General features: G+C 45.9%; 12 protein-coding genes. 7 read left to right on the top strand and 5 right to left on the bottom strand.

Annotation, left to right across the window (positions count from 1 at the left end):
- Positions 1-24 precede the first annotated feature (24 nt).
- The 5 genes from folK to sfsA form a co-directional block, all read right to left on the bottom strand.
- Positions 25-510 (bottom strand): 2-amino-4-hydroxy-6-hydroxymethyldihydropteridine diphosphokinase, encoded by a 486-nt coding sequence (gene folK / locus MHO32_RS04290; protein ID WP_029790349.1) that lies wholly within the window; start codon positions 508-510, stop codon positions 25-27.
- Positions 507-1,874 (bottom strand): polynucleotide adenylyltransferase PcnB, encoded by a 1,368-nt coding sequence (gene pcnB / locus MHO32_RS04285; RefSeq protein WP_005446289.1) that lies wholly within the window; start codon positions 1,872-1,874, stop codon positions 507-509. Before pcnB ends, folK begins: the two co-directional genes overlap by 4 nt.
- Before the next feature lie 81 nt (positions 1,875-1,955).
- Positions 1,956-2,840 (bottom strand): tRNA glutamyl-Q(34) synthetase GluQRS, encoded by an 885-nt coding sequence (gene gluQRS / locus MHO32_RS04280; protein WP_239210714.1) that lies wholly within the window; start codon positions 2,838-2,840, stop codon positions 1,956-1,958.
- Between the two features lie 113 nt (positions 2,841-2,953).
- Positions 2,954-3,400, bottom strand: a complete 447-nt coding sequence (gene dksA / locus MHO32_RS04275; protein ID WP_005439389.1) for an RNA polymerase-binding protein DksA — start codon at positions 3,398-3,400, stop codon at positions 2,954-2,956.
- Between the two features lie 136 nt (positions 3,401-3,536).
- On the bottom strand, positions 3,537-4,253 hold the full coding sequence (gene sfsA, locus MHO32_RS04270) for a DNA/RNA nuclease SfsA (RefSeq protein ID WP_005446293.1): 717 nt from the start codon (positions 4,251-4,253) through the stop codon (positions 3,537-3,539).
- Between the two features lie 66 nt (positions 4,254-4,319).
- On the opposite strand from sfsA, the gene hrpB reads away from it, so the two are divergent.
- From hrpB to MHO32_RS04235, 7 genes are all read left to right on the top strand, one after another.
- A complete protein-coding gene (hrpB, locus tag MHO32_RS04265) occupies positions 4,320-6,788 on the top strand; it encodes an ATP-dependent helicase HrpB (RefSeq protein ID WP_239210713.1) in 2,469 nt (822 codons plus the stop codon).
- Complete coding sequence (gene mrcB / locus MHO32_RS04260) at positions 6,781-9,168, top strand: penicillin-binding protein 1B (RefSeq protein ID WP_239210712.1); 2,388 nt, start codon at positions 6,781-6,783, stop codon at positions 9,166-9,168. Before hrpB ends, mrcB begins: the two co-directional genes overlap by 8 nt.
- An 87-nt stretch (positions 9,169-9,255) precedes the next feature.
- Positions 9,256-11,574 (top strand): patatin-like phospholipase family protein, encoded by a 2,319-nt coding sequence (locus tag MHO32_RS04255; protein ID WP_038897991.1) that lies wholly within the window; start codon positions 9,256-9,258, stop codon positions 11,572-11,574.
- A gap of 270 nt (positions 11,575-11,844) precedes the next feature.
- Positions 11,845-14,433 (top strand): bifunctional aconitate hydratase 2/2-methylisocitrate dehydratase, encoded by a 2,589-nt coding sequence (gene acnB / locus MHO32_RS04250; protein WP_009698743.1) that lies wholly within the window; start codon positions 11,845-11,847, stop codon positions 14,431-14,433.
- A gap of 281 nt (positions 14,434-14,714) precedes the next feature.
- Positions 14,715-15,083: a YacL family protein gene (locus MHO32_RS04245; protein ID WP_009698742.1), complete on the top strand. Its 369-nt coding sequence runs from the start codon at positions 14,715-14,717 to the stop codon at positions 15,081-15,083.
- Positions 15,084-15,271: 188 nt separating this feature from the next.
- On the top strand, positions 15,272-15,610 hold the full coding sequence (locus MHO32_RS04240) for a P-II family nitrogen regulator (protein WP_005439398.1): 339 nt from the start codon (positions 15,272-15,274) through the stop codon (positions 15,608-15,610).
- Between the two features lie 25 nt (positions 15,611-15,635).
- Positions 15,636-16,865 (top strand): ammonium transporter, encoded by a 1,230-nt coding sequence (locus MHO32_RS04235; RefSeq protein WP_005446299.1) that lies wholly within the window; start codon positions 15,636-15,638, stop codon positions 16,863-16,865.
- Positions 16,866-16,948 lie beyond the last annotated feature (83 nt).

Genomic DNA, 16,948 nt, shown 5'->3' with positions numbered 1-16,948 from the left:
TGTTTTTTCCTCACTAGGAGTTGGCTATGACTGCCAAATGCTGAGGCCGTTACGATCTACTTGCTCAAGTAGTGACGATACCTCGGTCCCGTCTGGGAGTTGTAAACTTGGTGCAATTTCCGCAAGAGGGTAGAGTACGAACTCGCGCTCTCTCATTCCATAGTGTGGAACTGTCAGTCTTTCGGAATCAATCACCTCATTGCCGTAAAGAATTATATCGAGATCCAAGGTTCTTGGTCCCCAACGTTCATCTTTACGGACACGCCCTTGTTCTTGCTCAATCGCTTGGGTGCAATCGAGTAGCTCAAGAGGCGTCAAATTGGTTTTTATCGCCACAACCGCATTGATGTAATCCGGTTGGTTTTGTGGTCCCATCGGCGTACTGCTGTAGAGCGAAGAGGCTTGCACAAACTCAGAGTTTGGGATTGATTTTAGAGCCTCAATCGCTTGTTTCGCTTGGCTGACGGGATCAGCCAAGTTACTGCCTACCGCAATGTATGCTGTGATCATGATTTTGGCTTACTCTTTTTCTTGCGATAGGTTTTGCGGCGGCGTTGACCGGTTTTAGGTGCTTGGCTATCAAGGTCACCTGCCATTGCTTGGCGCATTTCTCGGCCTGCATTTTGGAAAGTTTCCCACCACTTGGCAAGCTTCTGAGTCTCGCCACCCTCAATTTCACCGCGCATTTCAAGAAAATCAAAGCCAGCTCTAAATTTGTTGAGCTCCATTAGGCGGAATGCACGCTTACCATTACGTCGAGGAAGACGTAATTGCAGTTGCCAAATTTCACGGATAGTGGCGGTATGACGGCGTGGAATAGCAATCGTACGAACTTGGTCATCAAGAATGATGTTGCTCGCTTCCATGATGGCATCGTAATGGCACAGATTACGCTGTTCCATTAACTTATCTGCCATCGCACATAGCGGGTACCACAGCATTGCAGCAAACATGAATGCTGGGTTAATACGCTTGCCTTCTTCAATACGCATGTCGGTTGAATCAAGCACTAAATCGAGCATTTGCTCGGTGTGAGATTCGTATTCTTCCGTGAAGTGCTCAGCAATTGCTGGGAACAACTGTTGGAATAGGTTGTACTCACGCAGGAGGTGATAGGTCTCTAGACCATGACCTGATTGAAGCAGCTTTAACGATTCTTCGAACAGGCGCGCAGATGGGATGTCGCGTAGTAGCGTTGACATCTCTTCAATTGGTGCGGCGGTGTCTTCTTCGATGTCGAAGTCGAGTTTCACGGCAAAGCGAATCGCACGCAGCATACGCACAGGGTCTTCGCGATAGCGGGTTTCTGGATCACCGATCAGGCGAACAAGGCGGTCTTCTAGGTCTTCAATACCACGCGCGTAGTCGTGAATTGAGTAGTCTGCGATGTTGTAGTACATCGAGTTAATCGTGAAGTCACGGCGCTCTGCATCTTCATCAATCGTGCCGTAAACATTGTCACGAAGCAGCATGCCTTCTTTAGACTGCTGTGAAACGTTCTTGTTTTTTTGCTCTTGGTGGTGACCGCGGAAAGTCGCAACTTCGATGATGTCACGTCCAAACATAATGTGGGCGAGACGGAAGCGACGACCAATCAAACGGCAGTTTCTAAACAGTTGCTTGATTTGTTCTGGAGTCGCGTTGGTTGCGATATCAAAGTCTTTTGGTTTCTGTCCAAGCAGTAAGTCTCGAACCCCGCCACCCACAAGAAAAGCATCGAAACCGGCACCGTTTAGTCGGTATAGCACCTTCAGTGCATTGTCACTGATCTGCTTACGCGAAATGTTGTGCTCTTCACGAGTAATTACATTGAGAGCGAGTTCTGGGATCATGGCAGATTCGCTTGTTGTATAGTCGTTTGTATTCATGTGCATCTGGCAATAACTGGGTTTAATCCAATCTTGCTTTGGTTAGTTTTTTACGCCTCTAGGGCCAATTTTGCGGCTAATAATAGCCTACGCAGTGCCGTTTGAGAATCTCGGTGTGATCTCGATCTCTGCTGGAAGCTGCTCTAAACGCCAATTTTTACATCCCCAACGCAGTATTTCATCTACATTAGCGGCTTGAATGGCTTCTGGAATATGGAAGCCTAAAAACGTCATGGCGTGCAGCAGAGCAGGCTTCGGATTATCGACATCAATCGCTGTCGCATGATTTTGTTTCGACAGCTTGTTGCCATTAGTATCCATCGCTAATGGCAAATGTAAGTAGCTAACTTCTGGTTTTCCAAGGATTTGGTACAAGCTGATTTGACGACCTGTAGGTTCAATTAAATCGGCTCCACGGACGACTTCAGTCACCCCTTGGTCAATGTCATCTAATACTACCGCAAGATTATAGGCAAATAATCCATCTCGACGTTTAATAATGAAATCTTCATTTACTAACGCAGGAGGCATGGTCATCAAGCCATGCTTCTGATCGAGAAAATTAGCGATGGGCTTGGTCATTTTTAGGCGAATCGCGCCTTCTTTCAAGCCTTTGTCGCGACAAGTGCCGGGATAATAACCACCATGCTCTTTGATTTGCTTGCGCGTGCATTGGCAATAGTAAGCGTCACCATTCTCTAACCAAGTATCAATTTGCGTCTGATAAAGGTCGTGACGGTCACTTTGATAGACCACTTCGCCATCCCAATGCAGTTGATATGCTTTTAGCGCATTTAATATAGCCTCAGCCGCTCCTGGCATCTCTCTTGGTGGATCAAGGTCTTCAATACGAACGAGCCAAGTACCCTGGTTAGCTTTCGCTTGGAAATAGCTGCCCAATGCAGCAACGAGGGAACCAAAATGTAATGGACCAGAAGGGGATGGGGCGAATCGACCTACATAGCGTGTCATGCGTATATCTCGAAATTATACGGGTATAAAAAGCGACAAACTCGACGTTGCGAAGTTAGCTAAAACAAAAAGGGAGCCTGAGCTCCCTTTCAATAATCATAATGCCAGATTGATTAACCTTGCATCTGTTTCTCTTTGATCTCTGCAAGTGTTTTACAGTCAATACAAAGGTCTGCAGTTGGACGCGCTTCTAGGCGACGAACGCCGATCTCTACGCCACAAGATTCACAGAAGCCAAAGTCGTCTTCAGTGATTTTATCTAGAGTCTTTTCGATCTTCTTGATCAGACGACGCTCACGGTCACGGTTACGCAGTTCTAAGCTGAACTCTTCCTCTTGAGAAGCACGGTCAACTGGATCTGGGAAGTTTGCTGCTTCGTCCTGCATGTGGTGTACAGTGCGATCGACTTCTTCCCTGAGCTGATTACGCCAAGCTGTTAAGATCTTTGTAAAGTGTTCAACCTGCTCTGGTGACATGTATTCTTCACCAGGCTTTTCCTGATATGGCTCCACACCGGCAATGGCTAGGATGCCTATCGTTTTCTTCTTTGATTCTGGCATACAGCATCTCCTACTTACACCTAGTCAACTGCTTTGCAGTCAATTTAAGGCGGGTATCTATAGCAAAAAGAGGCGGTGCAGGCAATTACTGAATTGCAAACTTATCATCATTGTGAAGATGACATCATTTTTTCTCTTAATTGATAAATTCAATCGCCGAGATTAGTTTGATTTCAGTGTTGCTTAACTCAGCTTTATAGCAGAGAACTTCCACTCCAGCGTCTTGTGCTTGTTTTAGTAACGTTGAATATTTCGCGTCTATATGGTGCGCCGCGGATACTTTTTCAATACCTGAATGTAAAACAGTGAATAAAAGTATGGCTCTACTTCCATTTTGTGCCATTTCTGTGAGCTCTCTCAGGTGCTTTTGCCCTCTGGTAGTCACGGCATCAGGGAAATAACCTTGTCCTGATGAGCTTTCTTCATCAAGTAGGGTGACGCTCTTCACTTCTATATAACACTTTGATTTGTCGCTTGCGCTGAGCAAGATATCAATTCGGCTATTTTCATTGCCATATTTCACCTCAGTTTGAAGTTGGTCATATCCCAACAATTCTGAAATGACATTATTTTCAATTGCTTCTACGGCTAATTGGTTTGCGCGAGCGGTATTAATGCAGATCCGATGCCCTTGTGCGGTTTCACTGAGTTCCCAGCTGTTCGGATATTTGCGCTTTGGGTTATCGGAAGTGGAGTACCAAACTTTGTTGCCCGGAGTGGCACAGCCTGTCATTGCGCCAGTGTTCGCACAGTGAATTGTTCGAATCTCACCGTTATCCAGTTCGATATCGGCAAGAAAGCGTTTGTAGCGTTTGAGCAGAGTCGCTGACTCTAGAGCGGGTTCGAATTGCATTTGCTTATTTAGCCAAGAGTGTTTTTATGTACAATGTTGCCAACATTACACCACAGGGTATTTCCTTTGTCACAATTGCCGATTGAAGCCGTGATGCCACAATTACTTACGGCGGTCAAAAATCAACATCAAGTGATCCTCAAAGCCGCACCAGGTGCTGGTAAATCCACGCACTTCCCACTGCAACTTCTACAAAAACAATCTGTGACAGGCAAAATCGTGATGCTGGAGCCTCGACGTCTGGCGGCGCGTAATATCGCTCGTTATCTCGCACAGCAGTTAGGTGAACAAGTCGGAGAACGTGTTGGGTACCGAGTTCGCGGTGAAACGAAGGTGAGTAAAAACACGCAACTTGAAATTGTGACTGAAGGGATCATGACCCGTATGATCCAAAGTGACCCTGAATTAAACGGCATCGATTTACTGATCTTTGATGAATTTCATGAGCGCAGCATTCACGCAGACACCGCGTTGGCTTTCAGTTTAGAGGTTCAAGAGGCATTACGAGATGATTTAAAGCTTGTTGTGATGTCGGCAACGCTCGATCAAGGTGCGTTGCAAACCTTGCTGCCAGAGGCGGCATATATAGAGTCTCAAGGTCGCAGTTTTGAGGTAGAGACTCGTTACTTGCCGCTAGGAGTCAACGATCACCTACCGACATCAATGGCAAAAACAATAGAAAGTTTAATTCAGAAAGAGTCTGGTTCTTTGCTTGCTTTTCTTCCGGGTGTTGGTGCCATCAAGCAAGTGCAAGAGCGTTTAGTACACCTACCTGATAACGTAGAAGTGTGTCCGTTATACGGTCAACTTAGCTTTGCCGAGCAGCAAAAAGCCATCGCTCCTGCTTCTGGAGATAAACGCAAAGTCGTGCTCGCGACTAACATTGCCGAAACTTCTTTGACCATTGAAGGTATTCGACTAGTTGTTGATTCTGGATTAGAGCGTGTGGCGCGTTTTGATTTGAAGAATGGGCTTACGCGATTAGAGCAAGTACGAGTGGCACAATCGTCTGCGATTCAACGTTCTGGTCGTGCAGGGCGTATTGAAGAGGGGATTTGCGTTCGCCTTTACTCTGAAAGCCAATTTAAGCAGCAACCACAAGTGCCACAGCCAGAAATACTGCACTCAGACTTAGCGAGCCTAGTGATGGAGTTAGCCTTTTGGGGAGCGGGAGATATTTCCGAGCTCAAATGGCTCAACACTCCTTCGGCGGCATCTCTTGCTCAAGCTAAGCAGTTGTTAATTGCGTTAGGGCTGCTTTCTGAGCAAGGTCAACTGACTCCTGAGGGCAAAATTGCTCATGAGCTTGGCGTAGAACCTCGCTCGGCAGCTATGCTAATTCAAGCACAGCAACATGACGTAAAAATGCTAAACACTGCACTGGCTGCGGTCGCTCTTATTGAAGAGCCAGAGCGTAATATCACGAATATCGCACACAGCTTACATCGTTGGGTGAGTGGTACACATCCGAAAAAATCGATATTGCATAAGCGATCTCAAACCGTCGCCCTTAAACTGGATACGATGTTCAGTCTATCAGAGGTTGATGAGCGAGCACTGCCGTTAGTATTAAGCCTTGCATTTCCTGATCGTGTCGCGCAGCAACGTTCGAATCAACATGGGCGTTTTACATTGTCCAACGGACATGGTGCTGAGTGCCGACCAGAAGAAACTTTAGGCGATTGTGATTACTTAATCGCGATTGATTTAATGCGATCGCATTCCAACTCTAGTCAAATTAATCTGGCTTGTGAACTAGATATCAATGAGTTAGAAGAAGTGTTTGATCATCTCTTTACAACAGATGACGTGGTTGATTGGGATGAGAAAAAAGGTCGATTGATGGCTGAGCGTCAAGTTAAGCTTGGGCGTTTGATTATCAAGCGGGATGCCTTGCCAAGCCCAGGCAAAGAAAAAATGACACAAGCTTTACTCACCTATGTCCGCCGTCAGGGCTTACAAAGTCTAAACTGGACACCAGCAGCGGAGAATTTACTAGAACGTATTCGCTGCGCAGTGGAATGGTTACCAGAGCAGGCTTGGCCAAGTTTTGATGACGTTGATTTGCTGGCGAGCTTAGAAGAGTGGTTAGAGCCATACATGAGTACGGTTGCCTCAGTGAAAGACTTGGCGAAGGTAAATTTAGTGGAAGCATTAAATGCTCGATTGGGATGGCCGTTGAATCAGCATATTGATGAGTGGTTGCCTGAAGAGTACCGCCTGCCAACTGGTTCGAAAAAGCGAATTCGTTATCAGTGTGGTCATGAGCCTGTGCTTTCTGTCCGTATGCAAGAGGTGTTTGGTGAAAGTACTTCACCAACTGTGGCACAGGGACGTAAGCGGCTGGTGCTTGAATTACTCTCTCCAGCACAACGCCCTCTTCAGGTGACGACAGATCTCGCCGCATTCTGGATGGGAAGCTACAAAGAAGTACAGAAAGAAATGAAAGGTCGTTACCCTAAGCACGTTTGGCCTGACGATCCAGCGACGCATGTAGCGACAACCAAAACAAAAAGACAATTGAACAATGAGTGATACTAAAAAGCCCGGTGCAAAGCGAGCGCCAGCCAAGAAGACCGCGTCAAGTAAAACGACGACTAAGAAAAGTGGCGCAAAACGCCCAAGAAAATCACCAGCGAAAAAAACAAACAATGGTAAACGTTCTTGGCTTAAAGTCATTTGGTCGTTCAGTTGGAAAGCCGGCGTTGCCTTGGCTGCGGTGTTATTGTTTGTCGGTATTTACCTAGATAGTGTGGTTAAAGATCGCTTTGATGGTCAGTTGTTTGATCTGCCTACGGTGGTTTATGCCCGCATTCTCAATTTAAGTCCGGGACAGAACATTACGATTAAAGAGATGCGTAATGAACTCGATGTGCTGAACTACCGTAAAGTCAGCCAGCCTCGTTACCCAGGTGAGTATTCATCTTCTTCAACGCGTATTGAACTGATTCGTCGTCCGTTTGAATTTGCTGACGGGCCAGAGCCTGATCGTCATGTGATGTTGCATTTCTCAAGCAGCGGCTTACAACGTATTCAATCTTTAGAGGCGAAAGGTGATCTTGGCTACTTACGCATTGAACCTAAGATGTTGGGAATGCTGGAAAAAGACCAAAATGAGCAACGTTTGTTCTTACGCCGCGATCAATTCCCGGAGATCTTAGTTGATGCATTATTAGCGACGGAAGATCGCGACTTTTATCAACACGATGGTGTATCACCACTTGCCATTGCACGTGCTTTAGTGGCGAACATCAAAGCGGGTCGTACCGTACAAGGCGGCAGTACGCTAACTCAACAGTTGGCGAAAAACTTGTTCCTGACTCGTGATAAAACCTTGTGGCGTAAGGTACGTGAAGCGTATATCGCATTAATTCTCGATTATCGTTACAGCAAAGACCGTATTCTGGAAGCTTACCTCAACGAGGTATATTTGGGTCAGAGCGGTGGTGATGCGATTCATGGTTTCGCTTTGGCATCACGCTATTACTTCGGTCAGCCTATCCAAGAGCTACGTATCGATCAGCTTGCAATGCTAGTGGGAATGGTAAAAGGACCATCTTACTACAACCCTATTCGCTACCCAGAACGTACTAAGACGCGTCGTGACTTAGTACTGCGTCTACTGATGCAACAAGACATGCTGACTGCGCAGCAATACGAACAAGCGGTGAGTCGTCCACTTGATACACAAAGCAAGCCACGTATCGCTAGTCGACAGCCTGCGTATTTCCAACAACTGAATATCGAACTGAAAGAGAAGGTGGGTGACAACTTCAAAGCAGAAACCGGATTACGCTTATTTACCTCTCTTGATCCTGTATCGCAAAGTAAACTCGAAAAAGCCATTGCGAAGAAAGTCCCTGAACTGGCAAAACGTGCGGGTAAGGAGCTTGAAGCGGCTGCTGTTGCCGTGGATCGTCATAGTGGTGAAATTCGCGCAATGGTTGGCGGTAAACGTGTCGGGTATGAAGGCTTTAACCGTGCACTGAATGCCAGTCGTCCAATTGGGTCATTGGTTAAACCTGCTATCTATCTGACGGCATTGGAGCAACCTGAAAAATACAACCTTGGGACAACGCTTCATGATACGCCTCTGAGTTTGAAGGGGAGCAAAGGCTCCGTTTGGTCGCCACGCAACTTTGACCGTAAGTTTCGTGGTGATGTTCCGTTGTATTTAGCCTTGGCAAAATCATTGAATGTACCAACTGTTCGTTTGGGGATGCAGCTTGGTATCCCAGAGGTGTCTAATACCTTAGAACGCCTTGGTGTTGATAAGAATGAAATTCGCCCTGTGCCATCCATGTTCTTGGGCTCATTTTCATTAACACCGTTTGAAGTAGCGCAAATGTATCAAACGCTGACTAACTCTGGTAAGCGTGCCAAGCTGTCGGCGCTGCGTTCGGTTGTCGATATGGACGGCAATGTGCTTTATCAATCTCTCCCTCGGTCAGCCCCAGCAGTAGATGAACAAGCGGCTTGGTTAACGACCTATGCTATGAAGCAAGGTGTCGCACAAGGGACAGGACGATTCCTACAAAGTCAGTTTGCTTGGGCAGCACTAGCAGGAAAAACGGGTACGAGTAACGACAGTCGTGACAGTTGGTTTGTGGGTATTGATGGGCGTGAAGTTACCACGATTTGGCTTGGGCGCGATGACAATAAGTCTACCAAGTTGACAGGTTCAAGCGGTGCATTGCGTGTTTACGCGGAATACTTGAAACAGCGTATTCCTGAAAGGTTGGAGCTACCTTGGCCAAAAGAGGTGACGACACTTGGCTTCCAAAAAGCAGCGAACGGCGCGTTAGAAATCAATTGTCGTAGTGAGTACAAATTGCCAGTGTGGGACAAAACTGGGCAAATCAAACAACAATGCGAGAAAAAGTCGAACTGGTTGAATAATTTATTTGATTGGTAAGACCATCAAAAACACCATCACTGACTTGTGCAGTTGTTCAATTCTTAGTACAAGTAGGTGTTAAATATTCAATAAAGGAAGAAGTGAATGTTCAAAAAGTCGATCTCAAGCTCATGGTTGCGTTTTATTGCACTGTGGGTCTGCTCCTTTTTGATTGCCACTCCTTCCTTTGCCAAACACATCAGTGATGATCATCCTCGCCCTAAAATTGCCGTCGTGCTTGCTGGTGGTGGTGCAAAAGGTGCCGCCCATATCGGGGTTTTGAAGGCGCTTGAAGAGATGCATATTCCGGTTGATATCATTACCGGCACTAGCATGGGCGCTTATGTCGGTGGTTTATATGCAACTGGCATGAGCGCGGATGAAATTGAAAGCTTTATCTACAGTGTGGATTGGAACAGCGGCTATCGAGACCGTGTTGACCGCAGCCAACGTCGCGTCCGCGACAAAGAATATGAAGACCGTTATCAAATCACGACAGATCTAGGCTTAAGGTTTGGTGAAGTTCGTTCACCGACTGGTGTCGTTCAAGGGCAGAATATGCTTCGTATTTTGCGTGAAACGACAGGTAACCTTGGTCGTTTTGACTCTTTCGATGACCTTGCTATCCCATACCGCTCAGTCGCCACTGACATTGTTGAATTGGAAGAAGTGGTGCTTGATAACGGCTATCTTGTTGATGCAATGATGGCAAGTATGTCTGTTCCAGGCGCACTCCCTCCTTATGAACTAAATGGTCATATGCTGGTGGATGGCGGTGTGGTCAATAACATGCCCGTAGATGTCGCTCGTGCTATGGGGGCCGACATCGTTATTGCGGTGGATATCAGTACTGACTACAAAAGCAAAGAAGACTTTACCGGTTTGTTTACCGTTGCTGATCAGCTTTCTAACTATCTTGTTCGTCGTAGTACCCAAGAGCAAGCCGAAACACTAAGCGGAGATGATGTTTATATTCGTCCTAATGTAGGGCAAATGGAGACGGTTGAGTTCAATAAAATGCCCGATGCGTTTCAGGCTGGTTATGAGATCACCAAGAGTCTTGAGTCCAAATTGAAAGGCTTGAGTGTGTCGAATGCCGAGTACCAAAAGTACATTGAGCACAAGCAAGATGCGCGTAAAAATCTGGAATATGGTGATCAGCGCGTGGTTGATCAGATTGTATTGGTGAACAATACGCACTATAGCGATGTGTTGCTGACTAACCGTCTAGAGCTTGATACTGGGCGACCATTAAAAACAGACGAAATCGAAAAAGCGGTCGAAAACCTTTATGCGCTGGATCGCTTTGAATTGATCACTTACCACTTCGAAGAGATCGATGACGTTAATTTATTGGTCTTTGAGGTAAACGAAAAGTCATGGGGACCGAACTACCTCAATTTTCGCTTCTTCCTAGAAGATGACTTTAACACTGACAGCCAGTACGGAATCGGCGTGTCAGCAAACTTCACCAATCTGAACTCTCACGGTGCGGAACTGACTCTAAATGTTGATATGGGCACTGATAAACTGATTGAAGCGGAGTTGTACTCTCCAGTGCTTTCGAGTCAGGAATTGTTTGTTTCTGGAAAACTCAATTACAACACTGAAAACCGGAACTTACCTCTCGATGACGAGTTTGAAAATCCGGATATCGGCTCAGTTTACGATTACCTACCATTTTCTTACACCGAGTTTATTACTGAGCTAGCAGCGGGTGTGCAACCAACCTTGTGGCAAGAGTTCCGAGTTGGTGGTCGTTATACCAAAGGGACGATAGAAGCCTCCACCATTCAGTCTGCGGGCAATTTAGATTACGAGCGACTGGGGTTATTTGCCAACTATCGCTTAGATACACTGGATGATTTTGCATTTCCGACTCGTGGCATGCTGATTGACTTGGACTACCTTGTTTCTCACGACAAAACTCCAGAAGGTCTCCGAGGTGAAAACGCAAAAAACAGTATTGAAGATACGGTTTATGAAATTACCGCTCGTTTTAAGGGGGCGGTGACTCACAGTCGTCATACTTTAGTCGGTCAAGCGGAATACAGCTTTGTTGAGAGTAAAAACTCTTTTGTACCTTTGGACCCTAGAGAGCTAGGTGGTTTCTTAAATCTGTCTGGTATCCCTCGTAACAGTCTGATTGGACAAAACTTATTCTATACCAGTTTGGTGTATCGTTATAAATGGATGGATAACGATTTTGGGCTGTTTGAAGCGCCAGTTTACCTTGGTGCATCCCTTGAACATGGTGGTGTTTGGTCGGATAACGATCTCAAGCTGAATGAGGCACCGCTGTACAATGCCGCATCAATTTTCTTTGGTGTTGATTCGCCAATAGGACCCGTTATGTTGGCATACGGTCGTACAGAGCAGAATTTAGATGCTGTGTACTTGATCGTTGGAACATCATTTAAATAACCGGGAATAGGACAGCAAAATCTCCGCATATTTAGCCGAAATTCACAGGACTTTAGTCGTAAGTTGCTATGTTGGTCAAAATGATGAGATTTTAATTTAACGTTAAATTTGCTATCCTTTCGCCCACAGTTTGGCCTCTACGGCGCTGTTTCTCAATCAGAATTGAATGAAAACAAGGGCAATGGAGAGCCAAGTTTCCAAGGATGTTCACTCCTTTACTTTGAAAAATAGTAATTAAAAAGGAGGAACCGCAATGAGAGGAAAAAAGTCGTGCTTGAAGCCTACCGTAAACACGTCGAAGAGCGTGCTGCCGAAGGAGTTGTTCCTAAACCGCTAGACGCTGAACAAGTTGCTGGACTTGTTGAACTTCTGAAAAATCCCCCGCAAGGTGAAGAAGCTTTTATTCTTGACCTACTAGAGAACCGTATCCCACCAGGTGTAGATGAAGCTGCTTATGTAAAAGCGGGTTTCCTGACGGCGGTAGCAAAAGGTGAAGTGGAATCACCACTTGTGAGCCGTGAAAAGGCAGCTGAGCTACTAGGTACAATGCAAGGCGGTTACAACATCGCTCCTCTAGTTGAATTCCTAGAAGATGACCTACTAGCGCCTATTGCTGTAAAAGCGCTGTCTCATACTCTACTGATGTTTGACGCTTTCTATGATGTTGAAGAGAAGGCTAAAGCAGGTAATGCATTCGCGAAACAAGTTCTACAATCGTGGGCTGATGCTGAATGGTTCACATCGAAGAAGAAAGTCGCGGATCAGATTACGGTTAAAGTATTTAAAGTAACCGGTGAAACCAACACCGATGACTTGTCTCCAGCTCCAGATGCTTGGTCTCGTCCAGATATTCCAGTACACGCAAAAGCGATGCTGAAAATGGAACGTGATGGCATTGTACCGGATCAACCAGGCAGCGTTGGTCCTATCAATCAAATTGAAGAACTGCAAAAAGACGGCATTCCACTAGCATACGTAGGTGATGTTGTTGGTACCGGTTCTTCGCGTAAATCAGCAACTAACTCAGTGCTTTGGTTTATGGGTGAAGATATCCCATTTGTACCAAATAAGCGCACGGGTGGTATCTGTCTAGGTGGTAAGATCGCCCCAATTTTCTACAACACGATGGAAGATTCTGGTGCACTACCAATTGAACTAGACGTGCAAAACATGAACATGGGTGATGTGATTGATATCTTCCCATACGAAGGTGTTGTGCGTAAAAACGGTGAAGAGATCTCTAGCTTTGAACTGAGCAAAGTGTTGCTTGATGAAGTTCGTGCTGGTGGTCGTATTCCACTGATTATTGGTCGTGGCTTAACAAGCCGTGCTCGTGCATCACTTGGTCTAGAAGAAACCGATCTTTTTGCTAAGCCTGTTGACCCGTCAGCTTCTGATAAAGGTTACACCTTGGCTCAGAAGATGGTGGGTAAAGCATGTGGCGTAGAAGGTGTACGTGCAGGTCAATACTGTGAACCGAAGATGACAACGGTAGGTTCTCAGGATACTACCGGTCCAATGACACGTGACGAACTAAAAGACCTTGCGTGTCTAGGCTTCTCTGCTGATCTCGTGATGCAGTCATTTTGTCACACGTCTGCTTATCCAAAACCAGTCGATGTAAATACGCACCATACACTACCTGATTTCATTATGAACCGTGGTGGTGTATCGCTTCGTCCTGGTGATGGTGTAATTCACTCATGGTTAAACCGTATGCTTCTACCTGATACCGTTGGTACGGGTGGTGACTCACATACTCGTTTCCCTCTTGGTATTTCATTCCCAGCAGGTTCAGGTCTCGTTGCATTCGCAGCTGCGACAGGTGTTATGCCACTGGATATGCCAGAGTCAATCTTGGTACGCTTTAAAGGTGAAATGCAGCCAGGTATCACGCTGCGTGACTTGGTACATGCCATCCCTTACTACGCAATCCAACAAGGTCTACTGACGGTTGAGAAAGCAGGTAAGATCAACGAATTCTCTGGTCGTGTACTAGAAATTGAAGGCGTTGAGCACCTAACTGTAGAGCAGGCATTCGAGCTGTCTGATGCATCAGCAGAGCGTTCTGCGGCAGGTTGTACAGTTAAGCTATCTCAAGAGTCTATCGAGGAATACCTAAACTCAAACATCACTATGCTTAAGTGGATGATCTCGGAAGGTTACGGCGATCGTCGTACTATCGAGCGTCGTATCACAGCGATGGAAGAGTGGTTAGCAAACCCAGAGTTGATGGAAGCAGATGCGGATGCAGAATATGCGCACATCATTGAAATCGACCTAGCAGATATTCACGAGCCAATCCTATGTGCACCGAACGATCCAGATGACGCTCGTCTTCTATCTGAAGTTCAAGGTACACAGATTGATGAAGTGTTTATCGGTTCTTGTATGACTAACATTGGTCACTTCCGTGCAGCAGGTAAATTGCTAGAGCAATACGGTGGTCAATTAGATACTCGTCTATGGGTGGCACCGCCAACCAAGATGGACCGTGACCAACTGACAGAGGAAGGTTACTACGGTATCTATGGTCGTGCTGGTGTACGTATTGAAACGCCAGGGTGTTCTCTATGTATGGGTAACCAAGCACGCGTAGCAGATAAAGCGACGGTAATGTCGACTTCAACGCGTAACTTCCCGAACCGTCTTGGTACGGGTGCTAATGTTTACCTTGCGTCTGCGGAGCTAGCAGCGGTAGGTGCAATTCTAGGTAAGATTCCAACCAAAGAAGAGTACTTAGAATACGCGAAGCAAATTGATGCGACAGCAGCAGACACATACCGCTACTTGAACTTCCACAAGATGGATCAGTACACCAAGAAAGCGGCAGAAGTGATTTTCCAAGAGCCTGCATAATTCTTAGTGAGCTTTGCTAATACTTGATAAGCGCCCACCATTTGGTGGGCGTTTTTTTAGATAACGCATTGCGAGAGATCCCCAGCTCGCTCGTACCTCGCTCTTGAGGATGACGATTAAATAGCCAAGAGTAAAAACGATGTCATTCCCGAAAACGACAAAGGAGTGCTGTCGGGAATCTCTTTTAAACAAGCGATTGAGAGAGCTCCGCGTCTCGCGCTTCTCCCATCCCATATATCCCTGTATACTCCGCACCAAATTGATACGAAAAGGCGATCTCGATGGAGTTTGAATTCATCCGCAATACATTGATGGGCGAATATTATGTCAAATGCAGTATGGGGCATGAGATTGTAGGTCGCTGGCTACAAGAAGAAATTGGCAAAGATCCGGCTAAGATTGCGCAAGTTGAAAGCTTGGTTGAACAGGCATTTTCTTCGCCATCTCAAGAGCATAGATTAACTGGATCTGAGATAAGTTTAATGATCGTCGGCGATGAAGTTCTGGTTCAAGAAAACGTACTGGGTCACGACTATGAAGTCGAGATGGAAAGTGAGTTCGATTTCTATGATGCTGAGAGTACTGCGAGTTGTGGTATTGAGGACTTTTGTGCCTTGATAGAGCAGTGGAAAGACTTTTTGAACATTTAATGCACAATTTTGGGTAGTCTAATTAGGGTTGCCTTATATTTGTGAAAAGGGCGCACCGATGTGGTGCGCCCTTTTTGTTTACAAGATTATTATTTTTAATAAGTTCATATAAATCAAATAGATAAAAAGTTGGCACGCAGCTTGGATTAATACAAGTGTTTCAGGATGAAAGCTGCGGAGAAGATTCAATGAAAATCATTAATGCCATTATAAAGCCTTTTAAATTAGACGATGTGCGCGAAGCATTGGCTGATGTCGGTATTGAAGGGATGACAGTATCAGAGGTTAAAGGTTTTGGTCGCCAAAAAGGGCACACGGAACTATATCGTGGTGCTGAATACCAAGTCGACTTTCTACCAAAAGTAAAACTAGAAATCGCGACCCATGCAGACAATGTGGAACGCGTGGTAGAAGCCATCACTAAAGCGGCTCAAACCGGAAAAATTGGTGACGGCAAGATTTTTGTCTACGACCTAAACCAAGCCGTGCGTATTCGTACTGGTGAAATGGACGCAGAAGCACTTTAAGAATTCAAGGGATTGGAGAACTATCATGGAATTAACAACAACGGTAACGGAATTACGTTACGCACTCGACACCTTTTTCTTCCTCATTTCCGGTGCGTTGGTAATGTGGATGGCAGCAGGCTTTGCCATGCTGGAAGCGGGCTTAGTTCGCTCTAAAAACACCACCGAAATTCTAACCAAAAATATCTGTCTATATGCGATTGCCTGTACCATGTTCTTATTGGTCGGCTACAACATTATGTATGTTGATAATGGCGAAGGCGGCTGGCTACCATCATTTGGTGCGCTAATTGGCACACAAGGTGAAGGGGCAGATCATTCTCTAGAGTCGGACTTCTTCTTCCAAGTTGTATTCGTAGCTACAGCGATGTCAGTCGTATCTGGTGCAGTTGCTGAGCGCATGAAGCTTTGGTCTTTCCTTATCTTCTCTGCGGTATTGACGGCATTTATCTACCCTATGGAAGGTTACTGGACTTGGGGCGGTGGTTTCTTATCAGAAGCTGGCTTTAGTGACTTTGCTGGTTCAGGCATTGTACACATGGCGGGTGCAGCAGCAGCGTTAGCTGGCGTATTACTACTGGGTGCTCGTAAAGGTAAATATGGCAAAAATGGTGAAATCTACCCAATTCCAGGTTCAAACATGCCTCTAGCGACATTAGGTACATTCATCCTTTGGTTTGGTTGGTTCGGTTTCAACGGCGGTTCTCAACTAATGGTTTCTGACTTTGAGAACGCGACAGCGGTAGGTCAAATTTTCTTGAACACTAACGCAGCGGCAGCGGCAGGCGCAATTGCAGCTCTACTAGTGTGTAAAACCACTTGGGGTAAAGCTGACCTAACGATGATTCTGAACGGTGCCTTGGCAGGTCTTGTAGCAATCACTGCCGATCCTCTATCACCATCACCACTTTATGCTGTGGCTATCGGTGCGGTATCTGGTGCGCTAGTTGTGTTCAGTATCATTGGTCTGGATAAAGTGAAGATTGATGATCCTGTAGGTGCTATCTCAGTTCATGGTGTGTGTGGCTTCTTTGGTCTTATGGTTGTGCCGCTAAGTAATGGTGATGCCACATTTGGTGCACAGCTTCTAGGTGCTGCTGTTATCTTCGCTTGGGTATTCGGTGCAAGCCTTGTGGTATGGGCTATTCTGAAGGCAACAATTGGTATCCGAGTGTCGGAAGACGAAGAGTTGGAAGGTATGGATATGCACGACTGTGGTGTTGGCGCTTACCCAGAATTCGTGACTGTGAAATAACAGTCATAACGACACAATTCGTTACAAAGTAAATCATCAAAAACCTGCTCTGACGAGTAGGTTTTTTTTATGGATTAATTGTT

Source organism: Vibrio sp. MMH1-50, assembly GCF_022347645.1.
GTDB lineage: Bacteria > Pseudomonadota > Gammaproteobacteria > Enterobacterales > Vibrionaceae > Vibrio > Vibrio harveyi.
This window is presented reverse-complemented; position numbering and strand designations above follow the sequence as displayed.